Source organism: Dactylosporangium fulvum (assembly GCF_025137375.1).
GTDB classification, from domain to species: Bacteria; Actinomycetota; Actinomycetes; order Mycobacteriales; family Micromonosporaceae; genus Dactylosporangium; species Dactylosporangium fulvum.
Genome location: NZ_CP073720.1, coordinates 1,061,238 through 1,080,252, shown reverse-complemented (window position 1 = coordinate 1,080,252; position 19,015 = coordinate 1,061,238). Strand labels below are relative to the sequence as shown.

The window sequence follows — 19,015 nt, the reverse complement described above, 5'->3', positions numbered from 1 at the left end:
CTTCCCAAAGCACCGCCCCAACGCGGTGAACCCAACGGCGGGAGCGTACGCCCTCGGACCGACAGTTCTGCAGTTTGCGCCCGGGTTGGGAGCGGTGCGTTATATGGCCGTGACGTGCCAGCGGTCGCGCCGACCTACTGTGATCAACCTTGTAACCTGCGGTTTACTTCCAAAAGACCGCAACCGCGGCATTAACGAGCGTTAATCCAACGAGAGCCATGAAGTGGCCCTTGTTGACCACCTCACGCTTGCGGGAGAAGAAGGCCATCGCGAAGATCGCGATCCCGATCACAGCCTTCACGATCAGCTTGGCCGGCGCCGGCTCGGCATCGCCGCCGCCCCGCAGCGGAGCGGCCAACGCGATCCCGGTCACGACCTGGATCGTGGCACCCCACACCATGGCGCTGTTGATGCGGATGTGCTTCGACATGTACTGCGTGACGGCGCCACCCAGCAGGAGCGCGAACCCGATCAGGTGGGCGTAGAGGAGAATCAGCCGGAGAGGTTCCACCACCGCAACGTAGCGGCTCGTTGACCCTCCCCTTACTGGAGGGTCCACTCTGGGCTATATGAACATCGGGGAGCTGTCACGCCTGACCGGGCTGCCGGTGAAGACGATCCGGTACTACTCGGACGTCGGCCTGGTGCCGGAGGCGGAGCGGTCGCGGGCCAACTACCGGCGATACGACCACACGTCCCTCGTTCGGCTGGAGTTCGTCCGCACCCTGCGCGAGCTGGGCCTCGACATCGCGACGATCCGCCGGGTCCTCGACCGCGGCGTCGACCTGGCCAGCGTCGCCGCCGCGCACGCCGAGGCCATCGGGGTGCAGATCCGGGTGCTGCGCCTGCGCCGTGCGGCCCTGCGCGCGGTGGCCCGGCGCGACCCCTCGCCCGAGGAGCTCGAGCGGATGACGAGGATCGCCCAGGCCAGTGCCGACGAGCGGCAACGTGTCATCGACGAGTTCTTCGACAGCATCTTCACCGATATGCCACCGTCGCCGGAGGCGGCCGAGTTCTCCGCCCGTATGCGCAGCGCCTCCCCCGACCTGCCCGACGATCCCACCGACGAGCAGGTCGACGCGTGGATCGAGCTGGCGGAGATGCTGCGGGAGCCCGACTTCCGGGCCCGGCTGCGCGAGATGAGCCGGCGGTCCTTCGCCCCCGGCGAAAAGCCGATCGCGCCGACGGACACCGCGGAGATCGACTGGTTCACGACACTCATCGCCGAGGCCATGGACCGCGGCACAACTCCGGAGGCACCATCGGCGGCGGCGGTCGTGTCCGAGGTGATGTCACGCTGGGCGGCGGCACTGGGGCGCACCGATGACGCCGGCTATCGGGCGGAGACGATCGAGGGGTTGGAGCTCGCGATCGATCCTCGGGCCGAGCGGTACTGGCAGTTGATGGCCGTGATCAACGGCTGGCCCCCGATACCGACGACAACACACCGGTGGTCCTGGTTCCTGTCAGCCCTCCGCGCCCATCGGTAGCCTAGGCTCACCATGCTCAGCACCGTTCGACGACTTTCCCTGGAAGGCTCGCCGGCCCCGATCGCCGGCCTGGTCGCGCCGAGCAAGCAACGGGAGCACGCCAACCTCGGACACGCCCATGATCCGGAAGACTTGACGCTGCTATTCGGCGCGAAGTCTTCGGGATCATGATGAGCCCGGCCGAGATCGGGGCCACTCCACCGAGCAGGGCCAGCGATCCAGACAAGCAGCCAGCGCGGACAAGCGAACGGCACCGCGACCAGGCCGCTGACGCAGCCGGCAAGCCAAAGCCCGCCCAGGCGAGCCAGCGACCGGAGTGGCGTCACCCGCGGGAACGAGGCACGAAGGGCCTTCTGCGATGGGTCGTACGGGTTAGCGTGGCTGGCGTGGAGTGGTGGCGAAGTGCGGTGATTTACCAGATTTATCCGCGCAGTTTCGCGGACTCGAACGGTGACGGTGTCGGGGACCTTCCGGGCATCACCGGCCGGTTGAGCTACCTGGCGGACCTCGGGGTGGACGCCGTCTGGCTGTCGCCGTTCTACCGGTCGCCGATGGTCGACGGAGGATACGACGTCGCCGATTATTGTGACGTCGACCCGGTCTTCGGCACCCTGCGCGATTTTGACGACCTGCTCGCCGAGGCGCACCGCGTCGGGTTGCGCGTCATCGTCGACATCGTCCCGAACCATTCTTCCGACCGGCACCCGTGGTTTCAGCAAGGATTGCGCGACCGGTACATCTTCGCCGAAGGGCGCGGGGACGGACCGCCCAACGACTGGCAGTCGCTGTTCGGCGGGCCGGCCTGGACCCGCGTCGCGGACGGGCATTGGTATCTGCACCTGTTCGACCCCGGCCAGCCCGATCTGAATTGGCGAAATCCCCAGGTCGGCAAGGAGTTCGACGCCATTCTCCGGTTCTGGCTGGACCGCGGCGTCGACGGATTCCGCGTCGACGTGGCACACGGAATGGTCAAGGCCGACGGGCTGCCGGACGTCGCCGGACAGGCCGTCTTGCCGTACTTCGACCAGGAAGAGGTGCACGAGATCTACCGCGGCTGGCGGAGGATTCTCGATTCCTACCCCGGGCAGCGCATGGCCGTCGCCGAGGTGTTCGACTCCACGCCGGAGCGGGTGGCGCGATACGTCGCCGGGGACGAACTGCATCAGGCGTTCAATTTCGACTTTCTCGAGGCGCCGTGGGAGCCGGAGACCTTGCGGCGGGTCATCGACGCCTCGATCGAGGCCGCCCGGCCGGTCGGGGCACCCGCCACCTGGGTGCTGTCGAACCACGACCGGCAGCGGCACGTCACGCGCTTCGGGGACGGGGTGGTCGGCCTGCGGCGGGCACGGGCGGCCGCGCTGCTGATGCTGGGGCTGCCCGGTTCGGCGTACATCTACCAGGGTGAGGAACTCGGGCTGCCCGAGGTGCTCGACCTGCCCGACGAGCTGCGGCTCGACCCGCAGCGGATCCGCTCCGGGGGCAAGCTGACGGGTCGGGACGGCTGCCGGGTGCCGCTGCCTTGGGAGGGTGACGCGCCGCCGTTCGGGTTCGGACCGTCGGAGCAGACCTGGCTGCCGATGCCCCGTGAGTGGGCCGCGGCGACCGTCGAGGCGCAGCGGGACGATCCCGACTCGATGCTCAACCTCTACCGCCGGGCGCTCCGCCTGCGCCGTCCGGCACACCGGCTGACCTGGCGGCCGGCGCCGGAGGGTGTGCTGTGCTTCGAGACCGAGCAGCTGCTGGTGGCGGCGAACCTGAGCGGGTCGGCGGTGCCGCTGCCCGGCCCGCCGATCCTCGCCAGCTCGCCGGTCGACGAGCTGCTGCCGCCCGACACGACGGTGTGGCTGCCGCGGGACACCGCCGGCTGAGACCGGCGATGTCCCGCGGGACGACGGTCAGGACGTGAGCTTGGCGGCGATCCGGGCGAAGCCCGCACGGATGTCGTCGACCGACGGCGGCTCGTGCGTGTGGTCCTCGTCCTCGCCGTGCTCGTGGTCGTGGTCGTGGTAATCGGCGCCCGCCAGCTCGGCGTCGAGCGCCGCCGTCTCCACGTCCTCGTTTTCGGCGGCCATCCGGGCCGCGGCGATGTCGCCCTGGATCTGGGCGACCGTGACGTGCGGCTGGAGCGGCTCGACGACGGCCATCAGGTCTTCGTCGGCCACCACCGCCTCCGCGAGCGCCAGGGCGTGCGCCCTTTCGTAGGGGCCGCAGACGACCGGCTCCCACTCCTCCTCGTCGTCGAGCGGGCCGAAGGTGATGATCCACGGCAGGGTCAGCGCCGGCGCGTCGGCCGGCAGGTCCAAAGTCACGAGTGCACCCACGGCGCCCATCATGACGGGTCGCGGCGCTCGGTCGGCGTCGAACCGCCGGAAGAAACGATCCGGCGTGCCATCTCTGCTGCCGCCGCGGCGGCAGCAGAAGAAGCAGCCGCAGCAGGCCGAGCGGCCGCGGTGGAAGGCGCGGCGGCAGGAGGCGCGGTGGAAGGAGAGGAAGAAGGCGCGGTCGACGAGGGAGCCGAACGCACCGTCTCCGCCGCCCGTTCGGTCGTCTCCGCCGCCTCCTCCACCAGCTGAGCGGCGCGCGCCGCGGCCTTCACGTCGCCGCGCGGCTCGCCACCCGCCAGATCCTTGACCCGGCCGTGCGGGCTGGTCGCGGCCAGCGCCGCGGCGAAGAGCAGCAGCTGGTGCAGCAGGTACATGTAGAGCAGCAGCCCGATCGTGCCCGCGACCAGCTGGTACGCGGGGTTGTGCTCCACGCGGGTGATGTACAGCTTCCCCACCGTCTTGAGCAGCCCGAGCCCGACGGCGAAGAGCAGCGCCGACGGCCACAGCCGCCGCAGCGACATGCGCAGGCGGGGCACGCCGGCCAGCAGGGCCGCGCCGAGAATGAGGTCGGCGATTCCCGACAGCAGCGTCGACGTGCCGCGTAGCGCGACGCGGACCGGGTCCTGCCCGAAGTCGCCGGCCAGCCAGTACAGCAGCTCCTGGACGCCGGCGAAGATACCGACCGAGATGAGCAGCAGCAGGCCCAGCGCCACGAGCACGCCCAGGTCGACCAGCCACCGCACGATCGGGTTGCCGGGATGCTCCTGCAGCTGCCAGAGCGCCCGCTGTGACGAGCGCAGGTTCTCCACCCAGCCGACGCCGGCGATGATCAGGCCGACCAGCGCGATGATGCCGATCTGCTGGCTGCCGGCGAAGATCTCGTCGGCGTGCAGCTGCGGCAGGTTGGCCTGCAGGTACACCTGGACGCGATCGACGACCGCCGGGTTGCCGCCGAGCACCCGGCCCAGGATGAAAAACGCCACGACCACCATGGCGAAGACGGCGAAGAAGCCGTAGTACGCCGTCGCGGCAGCGAGCCGGGCGGCGTCCACGTCGAAGTACCGCTGCTGCGCCCGCCAGACATGGTCGAACACCTGCGAGCGGCGCCGCCCGGCGGCCACCGCGCGATCAAAACCGGCCTCCAGCCGGTCGAGCAGGCTCACCCCTCAATCGTCCGCCGCGAGGCGGTACTCCGCATAGGGGCGCCACCGTCCCCCGTCGTCGTGTTCGAACAGCGTGAACCCGTCGACCGCGAACGACGCCTCGTACCCCGTCAGCTCGGCGAAGGCGGCGTCGAGCTGGTCCGATGCGACGTCGTGGGCGACCGTCACATGGGGGTGGTACGGGAACCGCACCGTCGCCTGGATCGCGTCGGCCGACTGCACCGCCGAGTGCAACTGCTCGCACTCGCTGATCCCGGCCGCGACCGCGACGAACACCACCTGGGTCACCGGCCGGAACGTCCCGGTGCCGCGCAGCCGCACGGTGAACGCCTTGTGCTCGGCCGCGACCTTGGCCAGGTGCCGGTCGATCGCCGGCAGGTCGTCGGCCGCGATCTCGGTCGGGCCGAGCAGCGTGACGTGGGCGGGCACATAGGCGGCGACCGGATCCCCGGCGGCCAGCCGGGCGGCGGTCAGCTCACCGCCCCACGGGTCCGGGATGTCGATCGCGACACCGATGGTGGTTTTGCCCACCTCAGTGTGCGGCACCGGGCGCGAGGAACCCGATGCGGTCGTACACGGCCTTGAGCGTCGGCCCCGCCACGGCACGGGCCTTCTCCGCGCCGATCGCGAGCAGTTTGTCGAGCTGCGAGGGGTCGTCGAGGTAGGTGTTGGTCCGCTCCTGGATCGGCCGGAGGAAGTCCCTGACCACCTCGGCGAGGTCCTTCTTCAGGTCGCCGTAGCCCTTACCCTCGTACGCCTCGACCAGCTCGTTGATCGTCCGGCCGGTCAGCGCGGCGTAGATCGTGAGCAGGTTGGCGATGCCCGGCTTGTTCGCCTGGTCGAAGATGATCTCGCGACCGGTGTCGGTGACCGCCGACTTGATCTTCTTGGCCGCCTTGTTGGGGTCTTCCAGCAGCTCGATCAGGCCGTTGGCGGTCGACGCCGACTTGGACATCTTCGCCGTCGGCTCCTGCAGGTCGGTGATCTTCGCCGTGTCCTTGATGATGTACGGCGCGGGCACCGTGAACGTCTGGCCGAACATGGTGTTGAAGCGCTGCGCCAGGTCGCGGGTGAGCTCCAGGTGCTGGCGCTGATCCTCGCCGACCGGCACGGCGTCGGCCTGGTAGAGCAGGATGTCGGCGGCCTGCAGGATCGGGTAGGTGAACAGGCCGACGCTGGAGCGGTCGGCGCCCTGCTTCTGCGACTTGTCCTTGAACTGCGTCATCCGGCTGGCCTCGCCGAAGCCGGTGATGCACCCCATCACCCAGCCGAGCTGCGCGTGCTCGGGCACGTGGCTCTGTACGAACAGCGTGCAGCGCTCCGGGTCGAGGCCCAGGGCGAGCAGTTGCGCCGCGCTGACCCGGGTGCGCTTGCGCAGCAGCGCGGGGTCGTGACCCATGGTGATCGCGTGCAGGTCGACCACGCAGTAGAACGTGTCGTGGGTCTCCTGCATGGCGACCCAGTTGCGTAGTGCACCGAGATAGTTGCCCAGGTGGAACGAATCGGCGGTGGGCTGGATCCCGGAGAGTACGCGCGGTCGGGCGGGAGACGACATGTCGGCCATTCTGTCAGGCGCAACCGGAAGCGCCGCACAGGCGTCTGTCTGGTTAGCGTGACCGACAGGGGAGGTGGCACGGCGTGGGCGAGGAGCTGGAAGCGCGCGAAGCGGTGCGCGATGCGTACCAGGCGCACTACCGTCGGCTCGTCGCCGCCCTGTATGCGCTCACCGGCGACCACGCCGAGGCACAGGACCTCGTCCAGGAGGCGTACGCGCGGGCACTCGCCCGCCCGCGGCAGTTCCTCGACGTCGCCGATCCGGAGGCCTGGCTGCGCACGGTCGCGATGAACCTGGCACGGACCCGCTGGCGGCGCCGCCGCCTGTTCGACACACTGGTGCGCAGCGGCCGGGTCGCCCGTCCGGTGGAAAGCGTGCCCGGCGTCGATCCCAACCGGGTCGCCCTGGTCGCCGCGTTGCAACAGCTGTCGCAGGCCACGCGGGAGACGATCGTGCTGCACCACCTGGCCGACATGTCGGTGCACGAGGTTGCCGACGCGCTGGGTGTGCCCGTGGGAACGGTCAAGGCACGCCTGTCGCGGGGCCGCGCCATGCTCGCCACGCTGCTCAGCGACGCCGAGAACGTGCCCGAGGCGCCGCGGCGCCGACCGGTCGTCCCGGAGCCCGAACGGGTCCAGCAGGAGGTGCGCGATGCGCCCTGAGCTGGACTTCCGCACACTCCGCACGCAGGTCGAGGCGGCCACCTGGCTCCCCGACTTCAGCGCGCTCTACCGCCGCGCGGGCCGGGTGCGGATGCGCGACCGAATGGCCGTGGTCGGGGCGCTGGTCGGCACGCTCGCCGTGTTCGCGCCGGTCGCGCTGGCCGGCGTGTTCGGCCGGCCCACCCCGGCGGTCCTCGGGCCCAACCCCGATCTCGCCGACCCGTGGTCGGTCCCCCCGTCGACCTCGGTGCCGGCCACCAGCCGCTCCACGTCGACGACGACGGTGCGCGCCGCGGCCGGCGACCTGCCCGACGGGGTGGTCGCCGCGGTCGACGTCTGCATGGAAGCACCGCAGAACCGCCGGTGCAGCCTGCAGGTCGTCATGCTGCGGGAGGACTCGGCCGAACGGCGTACTCCGTTCGTGCTCGACGCGCTCCGGCAGAGCCCGCTGGACAAGCTCGACCGCGTCGAACTGATCCGCGTCTCCCCCACGACGTTCATGCTCAGCGGCGAGGTGAGCGGCGGTTCGCGCACCGCCGTCCGGTTCAAGCTCGACGAGGCGTCCGCGGCGCCGCTGCCTGAGCAGACCGCCACCGCGCCGGTGATCGGTCCCAGCGAGCGGCTCCCGCTCAGCGGCACGGACCGCGCGGTGCAGCTCGTGCAGTACGGCGATCTCTTCGGCGTGCGGCAGAACGACGGCGCGCTGAGCCTGCTCGCCAGTCAGCCGCCGATGGCACGGCGGACCGTCGTCGGCGGGCTGTCCACCGCTGCCGGCTGGTGGGTGACCGGCGCCGACCTGCGCACCGGCGCACCCAGCGTCTCGGTGAGCCGCGATCAGGGTCGCACCTGGACCGCGCGTGCGCTCGACGGGCCGGCCGACCTCGACGTGCCGACGCTGGCGACGCTCGACGGCCGCACGGCGTACGCCGTCGTGCGGCACGCCAAGGGCATCCGGCTCTTCCGCACCACCGACGGCGGCCTCAGCTGGGCCGAGTCCAAGACCAGGATCGAGCTGCCCGCACCGCTCAATGCGGACAACGCGCTCAAGGACCGCGATTTCGGCGCACTGGTCCGTCCGGACCGCTCGGTGCTCATGTGGATCCAGGGCAACACCGAGACGGTCTACCTGGAGAGCATCGACGGCGAGCACTTCAACGTCATCGCCGGACCCGGTGGCCCGCTCACCACGCTCGACAACGGCTACGCGACCCTCGGCGAACTGGCATGGGTGTCGCAGGACGCACGCAAATGGCAGGAGGCCACCCTGTCGGCAACTGTTCTTCCGAACTGACGGGAACCGGGGAGCCACCCGGGGGATCGTGAACAGCGTGAGCAACGTGGCAGAGGTGTACCACGCCTGTTACCGCAGGCTGGTCACGCAGCTGTACGCGTTCACCGCGGACCTGACCGAGGCGCAGGACGTCGTGCAGGAGGCGTTCGCGCGGGCGGTCGCGCGCCCCGGCGGGTTCACCGGCATCGACAACCCCGAGGCCTGGCTGCGCACCGTCGCGCTCAACGTCGTGCGGCGGCGGTGGCGACGGCGCAAGGTGCTCGACCTGATCCTGCTGCGGGAACGGGCGACGCTCACGCAGACCGGTCCCGAGCCCGATCGCACCGACCTGACCCAGGCGCTCGACGCCATACCACGCAACTACCGGGAGGTCATCGTGCTGCATTACTACGCCGACCTCAGCGTGGACGAGATCTCCGCCGCGCTGAACGTGCCGTCCGGCACCGTGAAGTCGCGGTTGTCCCGCGGGCGGGCGGCGCTGGCCGCGCTGCTGCCCGGGTACCGAGCCGAGGTGACCAGTGCCTGACCGACTGGAGCTCCGGTTGCACGCGGAGCGGGACCGGCTCGACATCAAGCAGCCGCCGCTCGCGGTGATCACCGCTCGGGCGAGCGTGCTGCGCCGCCGCCGTCGGCTCGCCCGGGCCGGCGCGGCCTCGGCCGTCGCGGCGCTGGCGATCCTCGCCGTGACGGTGACGGTCACCGGCGACGACCGCCCGGTGCCGAATCAGCCCGCCGCGAGCGACCCGGCCGGCGTCTGGAGCGCCGAGGACATCACCGTCAACGGCCTGCCTCACCTGCCGACGGACCTCCCGGGGACGGTACGGGACGTGGAGTTCCTCGACCCGGAACGCGGTTTTCTGCTGAGTGTCGAGTGCAAGGGCGCCAGCTGTACGACCTGGGTCAGCGCGACCGCCGACGGCGGCCGGACCTGGCGCACGCAGGCCGCGCCCGGCGCGCTCGGATCCGCGGCCGCCGACGCGCTGCCGACGCTGGTCGTGACCGGCCCGCAGATCACACTGCTCGGCGCGGGCACCTCGCCGCTGCGGTCGACGAGCGCCGACGGCGAGACGTGGAACAGCCGACGGGAGACGCTCCCGGCCGGCGACGGCACGGCGCCGCTGCCGGGCACCGCGCACCTGTTCCAGGCCGGCCTCGAGGCCGGCTTCGAGCCGGCCTCAAAAACGTGCGGCAAGCGGGTCCTGGCGGTGACCCCCGAGGGGATCGTGGCGCCGCCGCGGCAGCCGACGGACATCGAGGTCTGCTGGACGGCCCCGGTCCGCGGCGGCGACGGCTCCTGGTGGGTCGGCGGCCGGTCCGGCGGCAGCCCGGCCCTGGCCGTCTCCCGCGACGACGGCGCCACCTGGGAGCCGCACGTCTTCACCGGCTCTTTCACCGGTTCGAGCCAGGCGCGGATGGTGATGCATGGCCGAAACGTGTTCGCCGTGATCGTCGATCCGTCGACGAGCCCGGAATCGCTGCTCGGCGTGGCATCGTCGGACAACGACGGCGCGACGTTCGGCCCGGTGCACCCGACCGTCGGCCAGGCCACCATCGGCGGCGACCCGGTGCCGCTGCTCGACGGCAGGCTGTTGATCGTCGACGGCCAGGGCAACTGGCTGGTGTCCGAGAATCGCGGCGCGACCTGGCACCGCGTCACCGGCCTGCACCACACGCTCCGGTTGGCGCGGACACAGGCCGGCTACGTGGCCTACAACATGTCAACGATCTACACGGCGTATTCGGTCGACGGCTCCACCTGGCAGAAGCTCGACGCCCAGTAGCGTCAGCGGCGCAGGAAGTCCCACGCGTCGCGGACCATCGTGGCCAGCTCGACGTGCTGGGGACGCCAGCCGAGCTCGCGCTTGGCCTTGTCCGACGAGGCCACCAGCTGGGCCGGGTCGCCGGGGCGGCGGGGTGCCATCTCCACCGGGATCGGGTGGCCGGTCACCTCGTGCACCACGTCGGCGACCTGGCGGTTGGAGAAGCCGGTGCCGCTGCCCAGGTTGTAGATCCGGTGGCCGGGGCCGTCCATCGTGCCGAGCGCCAGCAGGTGGGCGGCGCCCAGGTCGGCGACGTGGATGTAGTCGCGGATGTTCGTGCCGTCCGGCGTGTCGTAGTCGTCGCCGAAGATCTGCAGCTTCTCCCGCCGGCCGGCCGCGACCTGGAGCGCGATCGGAATGAGGTGGGTCTCCGGGTCGTGCCGCTCGCCGATCATCGAGCCGTCCTCGCGGCGCAGCGCTCCGGCCACGTTGAAGTACCGCAGGCTGACCGCCGACAGGCCGTGGCCGATCGCCTCGCCCGTGAGGGCGTGGTCGGCGGCGAGCTTCGAGGTCGCATACGGGTTGGGCGGGCGCACCGCCGCCGTCTCCGGGATCGGCACCTCGTCGGGGTCGCCGTAGACGTTGGCCGTCGAGGAGAAGACCAGCCGGCGGACCCCGGCGGCGCGCATCGCGTCGAGCACCTTCAGCGTGCCGACCGCGTTGTTGTCCCAGTACTTCTCCGGCTTCTGCACGCTCTCACCGGCCGCGATGAAGGCGGCGAAGTGCAGGACGCCGTCGAAGTCGGGCGTGAGCACGTCACCGATCGCCTCGTGGACGCGGCCACGGACGAAGGCGGCGCCGGATGGTACTGCCTCCTGATGACCTGTCGAGAGATCGTCGAGGACCGTCACGTCGTGCCCGGCGTCGAGCAGCAGCGCGGTCACGACGCTGCCGATGTAGCCGGCACCACCGGTCACGAGCAGTTTCACGCCCACCTCCACAAAAGTCATCGAGAACCAACAAATTTACACTTCGCCGGTGAACGACCGGGAGCCGGATGCCTACAATTCGTCCATGCCGGAGCCTGCCCCCGGAACCATACGGCAGGCTGTTGCTGCCCTCTTGAACCGTTGGGCAAGCCGTCTTCACGCTACTCCGGAGGATCTCCGGATCAGCGAGGCCGAGCTGCGCTCCCTCATCGCGGCCAACACCGGCACCGGACACGTCCGCGAGGTCATGGTCCCGCGCACCGAGGTGGTCTTCCTCGACGCACAGCTGACCGTCGCCGAGGCGATCGTTCTGGTGCGGCACGCCAGGCACTCCCGCTTCCCCGTCATCGACGGCGACCAGGACGACGTCCTCGGCTTCGTCCACGTGCGCGACCTGACGCTGCCGCCCTCCGTCGACCCGGGCCTGACGCTGCGGCACCTGACCCGCGAGGTGCACCGTCTGCCGTCCAGCAAGCGCGTGCTGGAGGCCCTGTCGGAGATGCGCCGCGGCGGCCACCACCTGGCGGTGATCGTCGACGAATACGGCGGAACGGCCGGCATCGTCACCCTGGAGGACCTGATCGAGGAACTCGTCGGCGAGATCCACGACGAGTACGACGCTCCCCCGCCGCCGGCCGCCAAGCGGCCGGGCATCGACGAGGTCGACGGCCGGCTCAACCTCGCCGACCTGGCCGAACGCACCGGCCTCACACTGCCGACCGGCCCCTACGAGACCGTGGCCGGATTCCTGATGGCCCGCCTCGGCAAGGTGCCGAAGGCCGGCGACTCGGTCCGCCACAACGGCTGGCACCTGCACGTGAACACGGTGGAGGGTCGGCGGGTGTCGCGGGTGTCGATCGCCCGGCCGATCCCGCCGCCCCGCTCCCCCACCTAGCGATGCCCGATCCGCACCCAGTACGGCCCGTTGCCGGCCCCGGTGAACGTATCGATCCGCTGCCGGACCGTGCCGTCGGGCTTGACCACCAGTACCTCGCCGATGGCGCCGACCAGCAACTCGGTCGGCGACGCCCAGCAGACCGACGACGGGTTGGGCAGCGTCTCGGCGGTCATCGTGCCGACCGTCGCGCCGCTGGTCGTGTCGGTGATGACCCAGCCGGCGGAGCCGGTCGGCGTGAGGCGCTCGTTCAGCACGTACCGCTCGTCGGTCGACCACGAGCACGCCCCGCTGACCTGGCCGGTGACCGGCAGCCGGCGCGTCGGCCTCCCGTCGGCGACCGAAATCAGCTGGAGCGCCCGTTGCGTGCCCGTCGCCGGGTCGATCACCGAGACCGCCAGCTCCGTCGGGCTCCGCGCCCAGGTCACGCGACACCCGGTCCGTTCGCAGCCCAGTGCGGCGGCGTCGTAGGGCACGCCGCGCGACAGAACGGTGCCGCCGACAACCTCTTCGACCCGGACGAGGCCGGTCGGCTGCTGCGCCCGCAACAGCATCCTTCCGTCCGGCGACCAGGGTTCGATGTCACCGCCCACCGGGCCGGACGGCAGGCTGACGGCGACCCCCTCGGCGAGGTCGAGCAGCAGCAGCCGGCCGTCACCGGTCGCGCTCAGCGCCAGGTTCCCCTTCGGCGCCGGCTGGACCTCGGCGAAGGGGACCGTGAGATACCTCCCGGTGCTCCGGTCGAACACCCACGTCTGGTCGTCGTGGAACGGCAGGGCCGTGAGGGTGAACTGCCCTGGCAGCTCGGGCGGGAGCAGCGAAGGCGGCGCGTGCCCGACCGCAAACGGGCTCGCGGTGGGACTCGGGCTGAGCGGGGCCGACGGCACGGACCGCAGCGGCTCCGGCCGGTCTTCACGGTCGGCCCCGAAGGGCAGCGCTACAACGCCGAGCACCACGAGCACGGCCGCCGCGGCCGCGGTCGCCGCGATCCGCCGGCGCCGTATCTGCCCGGCCCGCCTGATCGCCTCCGCCAGCAGCGGGGCCGGCCGGGCGTCGGCGGCCAGGTCGTCGAGGGTGTCCCGGACCAGCCGGTCGAGGTCGAGATCGGGGCTCACCGGCGCACCTCCGTCCCGTTGAGGTCGGGCAACCGCCGGCGCAGGGCGGCGAGCGCCCGGGACGCCTGACTGCCGACGGTGCCGGTCGAGATGCCGAGGAGGTCGGCGACCTGCTGCTCGCTGAGGTCCTCGAAGTACCGCAGCACGAGCACCGCGCGCTGCCGGGGCGGGAGGGTCGCCAGGGCGGCGCGCATCGCCAACCGGAGGTGCGGGTCGTCGTCCACAGCCGACCGCTCGGGTGGGTCGGCCGTGCTCAGCTCCGCCCGGCGCCAGCGGCGGCGCCACCAGGAGACGTGCTCGTGGTACATGACCTTGCGCAGGTACGACTCCGCGTCGCCGCGGATGCGCGACCAGCGCAGCATCGCCTTGGCCAGGGCGGTCTGCACCAGGTCCTCGGCGGCGTGCTGTTCACCGGTCAGCGCATACGCCATCCGCACCAACGCGAACCCGCGGGTCGCCACGAACTCCGTGAACTCCCGCTCCGTCGACTCGTCCATCCATCGCCTCCGCTATTACGGACGCATGGAGAGCGGGCCCACCTTGCATGCGGCGCTAAGCCGCTTCGATGATCATCCCCGCGCCGACCGTACGGTTGGTCGCCTCGTCGATGATGATGAAGCCCCCGGTGGTCCGGTTGCGGCGGTACTCGTCGGCGAGGAGCGGGACCGTCGTCCGCAGGCGCACCCGGCCGATCTCGTTGAGGGCCAGCCCGGTCGCGGACTCGTCGCGGTGCAGCGTGTTGACGTCGAGCCGGTACTGCAGGCCGCGGACCACGGTGCGGGCCGAGCGGGTGGTGTGCTTGATGGCGTACTTCCCGCCGACCGTCAGCGGGCGGGTCTCGTCCATCCAGCAGACCATCGCCTCGATGTCCTGGGCGACCGCCGGCGCGTTGTTCGGGCGGCAGATCATGTCGCCGCGCGCGATGTCGATCTCGTCGGCCAGCCGGATCGTCACCGACATCGGCGGGTAGGCCTCCTGGAGCGGGCCGTCGGCCGTCTCGATGTGCGTGATGCGCGTGGTGAAGCCGGAGGGCAGGACCATGATCTCGTCGCCCGGCTTCATGACGCCGGACGCGATCTGGCCCGCGTAGCCGCGGTAGTCGGACACGACGGTCGACTGGGGACGGATCACGTATTGCACCGGGAAACGCACGTCGACCAGGTTGCGGTCGGAGGCGATGTGCACGTGCTCCAGGTGGTGCAGGAGCGATGGCCCCTCGTACCACGGCATCTTCTCGCTGCGGGTGACCAGGTTGTCACCGTGCAGCGCGGAGATCGGGATGACGGTCAGGTCGGGCGCCTCGAGCTTCGCCGCGAACGACGTGAACTCGTCGGCGATCCGCTCGAAGACCTCCTGCGAGTAGTCGACGAGGTCCATCTTGTTGACGCAGAGCACCAGGTGCGGCACGCGCAGCAACGAGCACAGGAACGCGTGGCGGCGGGACTGCTCGACCAGGCCCTTGCGCGCGTCGACCAGGATCAGCGCGAGGTCGGCGGTCGAGGCGCCGGTGACCATGTTGCGCGTGTACTGGATGTGCCCGGGGGTGTCGGCGATGATGAACTTCCGCCGCGGGGTCGCGAAGTAGCGGTAGGCGACGTCGATCGTGATGCCCTGCTCACGCTCGGCACGCAGGCCGTCGGTGAGCAGCGCGAGGTTGGTGTATTCGTCGCCGCGCGACCGGGAGGTGGCCTCGACGGCCTCCAGCTGGTCTTCGAAGATGGCCTTCGAGTCGTACAGCAGGCGCCCGATCAGCGTCGACTTGCCGTCGTCGACGGAGCCCGCGGTGGCGAAGCGGAGAAGGTCCATCTGCCGCTGCTGCGGCGTCTCCAGAACAGCGGTCACCTTAGAAGTACCCTTCCCGCTTACGATCTTCCATCGCCGCCTCGCTCACCTTGTCGTCGCCGCGGGTCGCGCCGCGCTCGGTGATGCGGGTCGCGGCGACCTCGTCGATGACCTTGTCGATCGTGTCGGCGTCGCTGCGCACCGCAGCGGTGCACGAGGCGTCACCGACGGTGCGATACCGCACCCGCTCCACGAACGGCGTCTCGCCGGCCTTCAGCGGCAGGAACTCGTTGATCGCGTAGAGCATGCCGCCCCGGTCGACGACCTCGCGGTCGTGGGCGTAGTAGATCGACGGCAACTCGATGCCCTCGCGGGCGATGTAGTGCCAGACGTCCAGCTCGGTCCAGTTGGACAGCGGGAACACCCGGATCGACTCGCCGGGCGCGATCCGCGCGTTGTAGAGCGCCCACAGCTCGGGCCGCTGGTTGCGCGGGTCCCACTGGCCGAAGTCGTCGCGGAAGCTGAAGACCCGCTCCTTGGCCCGGGCCTTCTCCTCGTCCCGGCGGGCACCGCCGAAGAGCGAGTCGAAGCGGTACTTCTCGATCGCGTCGAGCAGCACCGGCGTCTGGATGCGGTTGCGCATGCCGTCGTTCGACTCGCGCACCAGCCCGCTGTCGATCGCCTCCTGGACGCTCGCCACGATCAACTGCACGTTGAGGTCGGTGACGCGGCGGTCCCGGTAGGCGAGGACCTCGGGGAAGTTGTGCCCGGTGTCGACGTGCATGACCGGGAACGGGATCCGGGCGGGCGCGAAGGCCTTCTCGGCGAGCCGGAGCATCACGATCGAGTCCTTGCCGCCCGAGAACAGCAGCACGGGCCGCTCGAACTCGGCGACCACCTCGCGCATGACGAACAGGCTCTCGGCCTCGAGAGCGTCCAGGTGGGAGACGCGGTAGGGCGCGCGGCTCATGATTGGCGGAGACCTTTCAGCTGTTGATCGCGGCCAGCAGTTGCGGCGCCAATGCCTTCCGACACACCACCAGGTCGGGTAGCCGTGGGTCGGGCTGGTTGTATTCCAACGTAGTCCCGTCGATACGGGAAGCGTGCAGACCCGTGGCGACCGCCACAGCAACCGGGGCGGCGGAGTCCCATTCGTACTGGCCGCCGGCATGCACGTAGGCGTCGACCGCCCCGTCGATAACGGCGGCGATCTTGGCGCCGGCCGAACCCATCGGGACGAGCTCGATCGGAAGCTTCTCGGCGAGTGCGCTCAGCAGCGCCGGCGGGCGGGTGCGGCTCGCGGCCAGCCGGATCGGCTCGCCCTGCACGCCCGGCATCGGCGGGAACGGCGGCGGCGCGTCGCTGCCCAGCACGCAGTGCTGCGCCGGGAGCGCGACCGCGCCGGCGACGAGCCGGCCGGCGCCCTTGTCGAGCGCCGTCGAGGACCTGCCCCACAACGCCACGTGGACGGCCCAGTCGGCCCGGCCTTCCTCCCCGAACTCGCGGGTGCCGTCCAGCGGGTCGACGATCCAGACCCGGTCCGCCCCGAGCCGGGTGGCACTGTCCGCGCCCTCCTCCGACAGCACCGCGTCGGCCGGGCGCCACCGCTCCAACTGCTCCATCAGCAGCTCGTGCGACATTCGGTCACCGGCCCTACGCAGCGCGTCAGGGTCGGCGTACCCCATCTCCTCGCGCAGCTTGAGCAGCAGGTCCCCGGCTCGCTGGGCGAGCCAGCGGGCGAACCCGCCGTCCGTGGCGGGTGGCAGATCGGTCATTCAGTACGCTCCAGCCCCTCGGGTCACCGCGCTCAACGTCCGCAGCATGATCACCAGGTCGAGTGACAGTGACCAGTTCTCCACATACTGCAGGTCGAGGCGGACCGCTTCGTCCCACGATAGGTCCGACCGGCCGGACACCTGCCAGAGGCCGGTCATCCCGGGCCGCACGGCCAGCCGGCGCCGGGCGTCGTCCGGATACACGGCGACCTCCTCCGGCAGCGGCGGGCGGGGCCCGACCAGTGACATGCTGCCGCCGAGCACATTGAGTAGTTGTGGCAGCTCGTCAAGTGAAAACTTGCGCAGAAGCCGTCCGACGCGAGTGACCCGCGGGTCGTTGCGCAGTTTGAACAGCGCGCCGTCGACTTCGTTGAGGTGCCGCAGCTCGGCGAGGCGGGCTTCGGCGTCCACGTGCATCGTGCGGAACTTGAAGATCACGAACTCGCGACCGTCTTTGCCCACACGTACCTGACGGAACAGTACCGGCCCCTTTGAATCGGCGCGAACCGCCAGCGCGAGACCAGCCAGAAGGGGTGACGCGAGGATCAGCAGCAGGAGTGCCCCGATCCGGTCGAAAACGGCCTTGACCAGGCGTCGGGCGCCGGTCAGGGTGGGGTGCTCGACGTGGAGCATCGGCAGGCCGTCGACCGGCCGGATGGTGGTCCGGCTGCCGGCCACGTCGATGAGGGTGCTGGCCACGATGAGGTCGATGTCGTCGCGCTCCAGGTGCCACGCGAGCCTTCTGAGGAAGTGGCCGTCCAGCTCGGGACACGACAGCACCAGCACGGTGTCGGCCCGCGCCGTGCGGACCGCGGCGGCGATCTGGTCGAACGTCCCCAGCACCGGCACGCCGGGCACGGTGCCCTCGGCGGCGAGGCAGGCGCCGACGACCTTCAGGCCGTGGTACCGCTCCCGGCACAGCTGGCGGGTCATCGCCTCGACGGCGAGTTCGTGGCCGACCACCACCACCCGCCGCATGCAGGAGCCCCGCTGCTTGCGGGCCCGGTGGAGCAGTTGCCGGAGGACGAACCGCCCGCCGAGGCACGAGAAGGTCACCAGGGGCACCGCGACGACGAACCAGCCCCGGGCGATCTGGAACTCCGCGGCGTAGGCCACGAAGACCGTGACGGCGGTCAGTGACAGGCCGGCCCGCAGGACCCTCTGATACTCATCGGTACCGACGAAGAGGTAGCGCTTCTCGTACGCCCGGTTGACGGCGAGCGCGGCGGTGAACGCGACCGGGACGAGAGCGCTCAGCAGCGCGTACCGCAGGTTGTAGCTGGTCAGCCCGACGCCGAAGCGCACCTCGAAGGCGACGAAGCCGGCGAAGAACCCGATGACAAGATCGAGGACGAGCAGCGTCCGCAGGTACCGTCCCTCCCAGGCCCAGCGGGCCCGGTGCCGGGCGGTGCGGTTGCCCGGCTCCGACGGCGCCGAGACGGGCGCCCCGGCGGGCACAAACGCGGCGGCCCCGCGGACGGCGTCCTCGACCTCGGCGGCGAGCTGCGGCGACACCTCGGCGGGCGGGACCGGCGGACCCGGTGCGGGCGACACGGGGGCGGTGGAGGCCCGCGCACGGGGCGACTCATCCTCGTCGCCGGCCGGTCGCCCGTGCCGGATGGTGGTCCGCATGGGGCTCGGCCGCCGGATCCGTCCCGGGCGCTCGGCCCGGATCCGCGGCACACGCTCGCCGCCCACGCCTTCGTGCCCCGCGTCTCCGTGGCGGAGCCCCGCGTCTCCCTGGCGGAGCCCTGCGTCTCCCTGGCGGACCTGGGTCGAGCGCTCGTCGCTGCGGACATTCAGCGGGCGGTGCCCGTCGCGGCGGAAACTCGGCGTCCGGTGCTCGCCGCCCTGCCCGTCCGCATCCACCGACCGGCCGCCTCGTGCCGGGGCCTCTTCGTGGGGATCACTCGGCCCGCCGCCAGGGGCGTCCTCTTGGGCGCCGTGCTCTCCGTGGGGGCTCGTCGCCGTGCCGTCCTGGCGGACGTTGCGCGTCGCGGCGTCCCGGCGCTGATCGGTCGGACGCTCCTCGCGGGACTGACGGCCGGCGTGGTCCTCACGGCGCTGACGGCCGGGGCGGTCCTCGCGGCGCAGGTGCGCAGGGCGGTGGAAGCCGTCCCGCGTACGTCCGCTGTCGACCGCCATCGTCCGCCTCCTCAGTCCGCCTCTACAAAAGGTGCGACCTGGAGTACAACGTGCAACCCGGACATACGT

Annotated in this window: 20 protein-coding genes; 8 read left to right on the top strand and 12 right to left on the bottom strand. The window is 71.0% G+C overall.

The features are described from left to right. Positions 1–163: 163 nt before the first annotated feature. Entirely contained in the window at positions 164–511 is a 348-nt protein-coding gene (locus Dfulv_RS05050) for a hypothetical protein (protein WP_259861439.1), read from the bottom strand. A gap of 58 nt (positions 512–569) precedes the next feature. On the opposite strand from Dfulv_RS05050, the gene Dfulv_RS05045 reads away from it, so the two are divergent. The 3 genes from Dfulv_RS05045 (at position 570) to Dfulv_RS05035 (ending at position 3,358) form a co-directional block, all read left to right on the top strand. Further along, positions 570–1,490, top strand: a complete 921-nt coding sequence (locus tag Dfulv_RS05045) for a MerR family transcriptional regulator (RefSeq protein ID WP_259861438.1) — start codon at positions 570–572, stop codon at positions 1,488–1,490. 12 nt (positions 1,491–1,502) lie between these two features. Further along, positions 1,503–1,661 carry a hypothetical protein gene (locus tag Dfulv_RS05040; RefSeq protein WP_259861437.1) on the top strand — a complete coding sequence of 53 codons (159 nt, stop codon included), beginning with the start codon at positions 1,503–1,505 and terminating at the stop codon, positions 1,659–1,661. Positions 1,662–1,843: 182 nt separating this feature from the next. Next, the gene (locus tag Dfulv_RS05035; RefSeq protein ID WP_406567993.1) at positions 1,844–3,358 is read left to right on the top strand and encodes a glycoside hydrolase family 13 protein; all 1,515 of its coding nucleotides are present in this window, start codon (positions 1,844–1,846) and stop codon (positions 3,356–3,358) included. A gap of 27 nt (positions 3,359–3,385) precedes the next feature. On the opposite strand, the gene Dfulv_RS05030 is transcribed toward Dfulv_RS05035, so the two are convergent. The 4 genes from Dfulv_RS05030 to trpS are packed head-to-tail and all read right to left on the bottom strand — an operon-like array spanning position 3,386 to position 6,541. Continuing rightward, entirely contained in the window at positions 3,386–3,811 is a 426-nt protein-coding gene (locus tag Dfulv_RS05030) for a hypothetical protein (RefSeq protein WP_259861435.1), read from the bottom strand. 8 nt (positions 3,812–3,819) lie between these two features. After that, positions 3,820–4,977 (bottom strand): YihY/virulence factor BrkB family protein, encoded by a 1,158-nt coding sequence (locus tag Dfulv_RS05025; RefSeq protein ID WP_259861434.1) that lies wholly within the window; start codon positions 4,975–4,977, stop codon positions 3,820–3,822. A 3-nt stretch (positions 4,978–4,980) separates the two neighbouring features. Further along, entirely contained in the window at positions 4,981–5,508 is a 528-nt protein-coding gene (locus Dfulv_RS05020; RefSeq protein ID WP_259861433.1) for a 2'-5' RNA ligase family protein, read from the bottom strand. A 1-nt stretch (position 5,509) separates the two neighbouring features. Continuing rightward, positions 5,510–6,541, bottom strand: a complete 1,032-nt coding sequence (gene trpS / locus Dfulv_RS05015) for a tryptophan--tRNA ligase (RefSeq protein WP_259861432.1) — start codon at positions 6,539–6,541, stop codon at positions 5,510–5,512. A 74-nt stretch (positions 6,542–6,615) separates the two neighbouring features. Between trpS and Dfulv_RS05010 the strand changes: the two genes are divergently transcribed. Genes Dfulv_RS05010 through Dfulv_RS04995 form a run of 4 tightly spaced genes read left to right on the top strand, consistent with a single transcriptional unit; the run spans position 6,616 to position 10,266 of the window. Further along, positions 6,616–7,194: an RNA polymerase sigma factor gene (locus Dfulv_RS05010; protein ID WP_259861431.1), complete on the top strand. Its 579-nt coding sequence runs from the start codon at positions 6,616–6,618 to the stop codon at positions 7,192–7,194. Continuing rightward, a complete protein-coding gene (locus tag Dfulv_RS05005; protein ID WP_259861430.1) occupies positions 7,184–8,485 on the top strand; it encodes a WD40/YVTN/BNR-like repeat-containing protein in 1,302 nt (433 codons plus the stop codon). The genes Dfulv_RS05010 and Dfulv_RS05005 overlap by 11 nt, the downstream gene beginning before the upstream one ends. Positions 8,486–8,522: 37 nt before the next feature. Next, the gene (locus tag Dfulv_RS05000; protein ID WP_259861429.1) at positions 8,523–9,011 is read left to right on the top strand and encodes an RNA polymerase sigma factor; all 489 of its coding nucleotides are present in this window, start codon (positions 8,523–8,525) and stop codon (positions 9,009–9,011) included. After that, complete coding sequence (locus Dfulv_RS04995) at positions 9,004–10,266, top strand: sialidase family protein (protein ID WP_259861428.1); 1,263 nt, start codon at positions 9,004–9,006, stop codon at positions 10,264–10,266. The genes Dfulv_RS05000 and Dfulv_RS04995 overlap by 8 nt, the downstream gene beginning before the upstream one ends. Positions 10,267–10,268: 2 nt before the next feature. On the opposite strand, the gene galE is transcribed toward Dfulv_RS04995, so the two are convergent. After that, positions 10,269–11,255: a UDP-glucose 4-epimerase GalE gene (galE, locus tag Dfulv_RS04990; RefSeq protein WP_259861427.1), complete on the bottom strand. Its 987-nt coding sequence runs from the start codon at positions 11,253–11,255 to the stop codon at positions 10,269–10,271. Positions 11,256–11,367: 112 nt separating this feature from the next. Here galE and Dfulv_RS04985 point away from each other — a divergent pair, with 112 nt between their 5' ends. After that, positions 11,368–12,129 (top strand): hemolysin family protein, encoded by a 762-nt coding sequence (locus Dfulv_RS04985; protein WP_259861426.1) that lies wholly within the window; start codon positions 11,368–11,370, stop codon positions 12,127–12,129. Here the strand turns inward: Dfulv_RS04985 and Dfulv_RS04980 are convergent. From Dfulv_RS04980 to Dfulv_RS04955, 6 genes are read right to left on the bottom strand one after another with little or no spacing between them, the layout of a single operon-like run. Continuing rightward, positions 12,126–13,244, bottom strand: a complete 1,119-nt coding sequence (locus Dfulv_RS04980; RefSeq protein WP_259861425.1) for a hypothetical protein — start codon at positions 13,242–13,244, stop codon at positions 12,126–12,128. The two genes, Dfulv_RS04985 and Dfulv_RS04980, sit on opposite strands and share 4 nt — an antisense overlap. Continuing rightward, entirely contained in the window at positions 13,241–13,741 is a 501-nt protein-coding gene (locus Dfulv_RS04975) for a SigE family RNA polymerase sigma factor (protein ID WP_259861424.1), read from the bottom strand. The genes Dfulv_RS04980 and Dfulv_RS04975 overlap by 4 nt, the downstream gene beginning before the upstream one ends. 55 nt (positions 13,742–13,796) lie before the next feature. Then, positions 13,797–15,050, bottom strand: a complete 1,254-nt coding sequence (gene cysN / locus Dfulv_RS04970) for a sulfate adenylyltransferase subunit CysN (protein ID WP_259867433.1) — start codon at positions 15,048–15,050, stop codon at positions 13,797–13,799. Between the two features lie 37 nt (positions 15,051–15,087). Beyond that, positions 15,088–15,996: a sulfate adenylyltransferase subunit CysD gene (cysD, locus tag Dfulv_RS04965; RefSeq protein ID WP_406567933.1), complete on the bottom strand. Its 909-nt coding sequence runs from the start codon at positions 15,994–15,996 to the stop codon at positions 15,088–15,090. A 16-nt stretch (positions 15,997–16,012) separates the two neighbouring features. Next, positions 16,013–16,801, bottom strand: coding sequence for a 3'(2'),5'-bisphosphate nucleotidase CysQ (locus Dfulv_RS04960; protein WP_259861423.1), 789 nt, complete (start codon positions 16,799–16,801; stop codon positions 16,013–16,015). Next, entirely contained in the window at positions 16,802–18,946 is a 2,145-nt protein-coding gene (locus tag Dfulv_RS04955; RefSeq protein ID WP_319805760.1) for an exopolysaccharide biosynthesis polyprenyl glycosylphosphotransferase, read from the bottom strand. Positions 18,947–19,015: the final 69 nt, after the last annotated feature.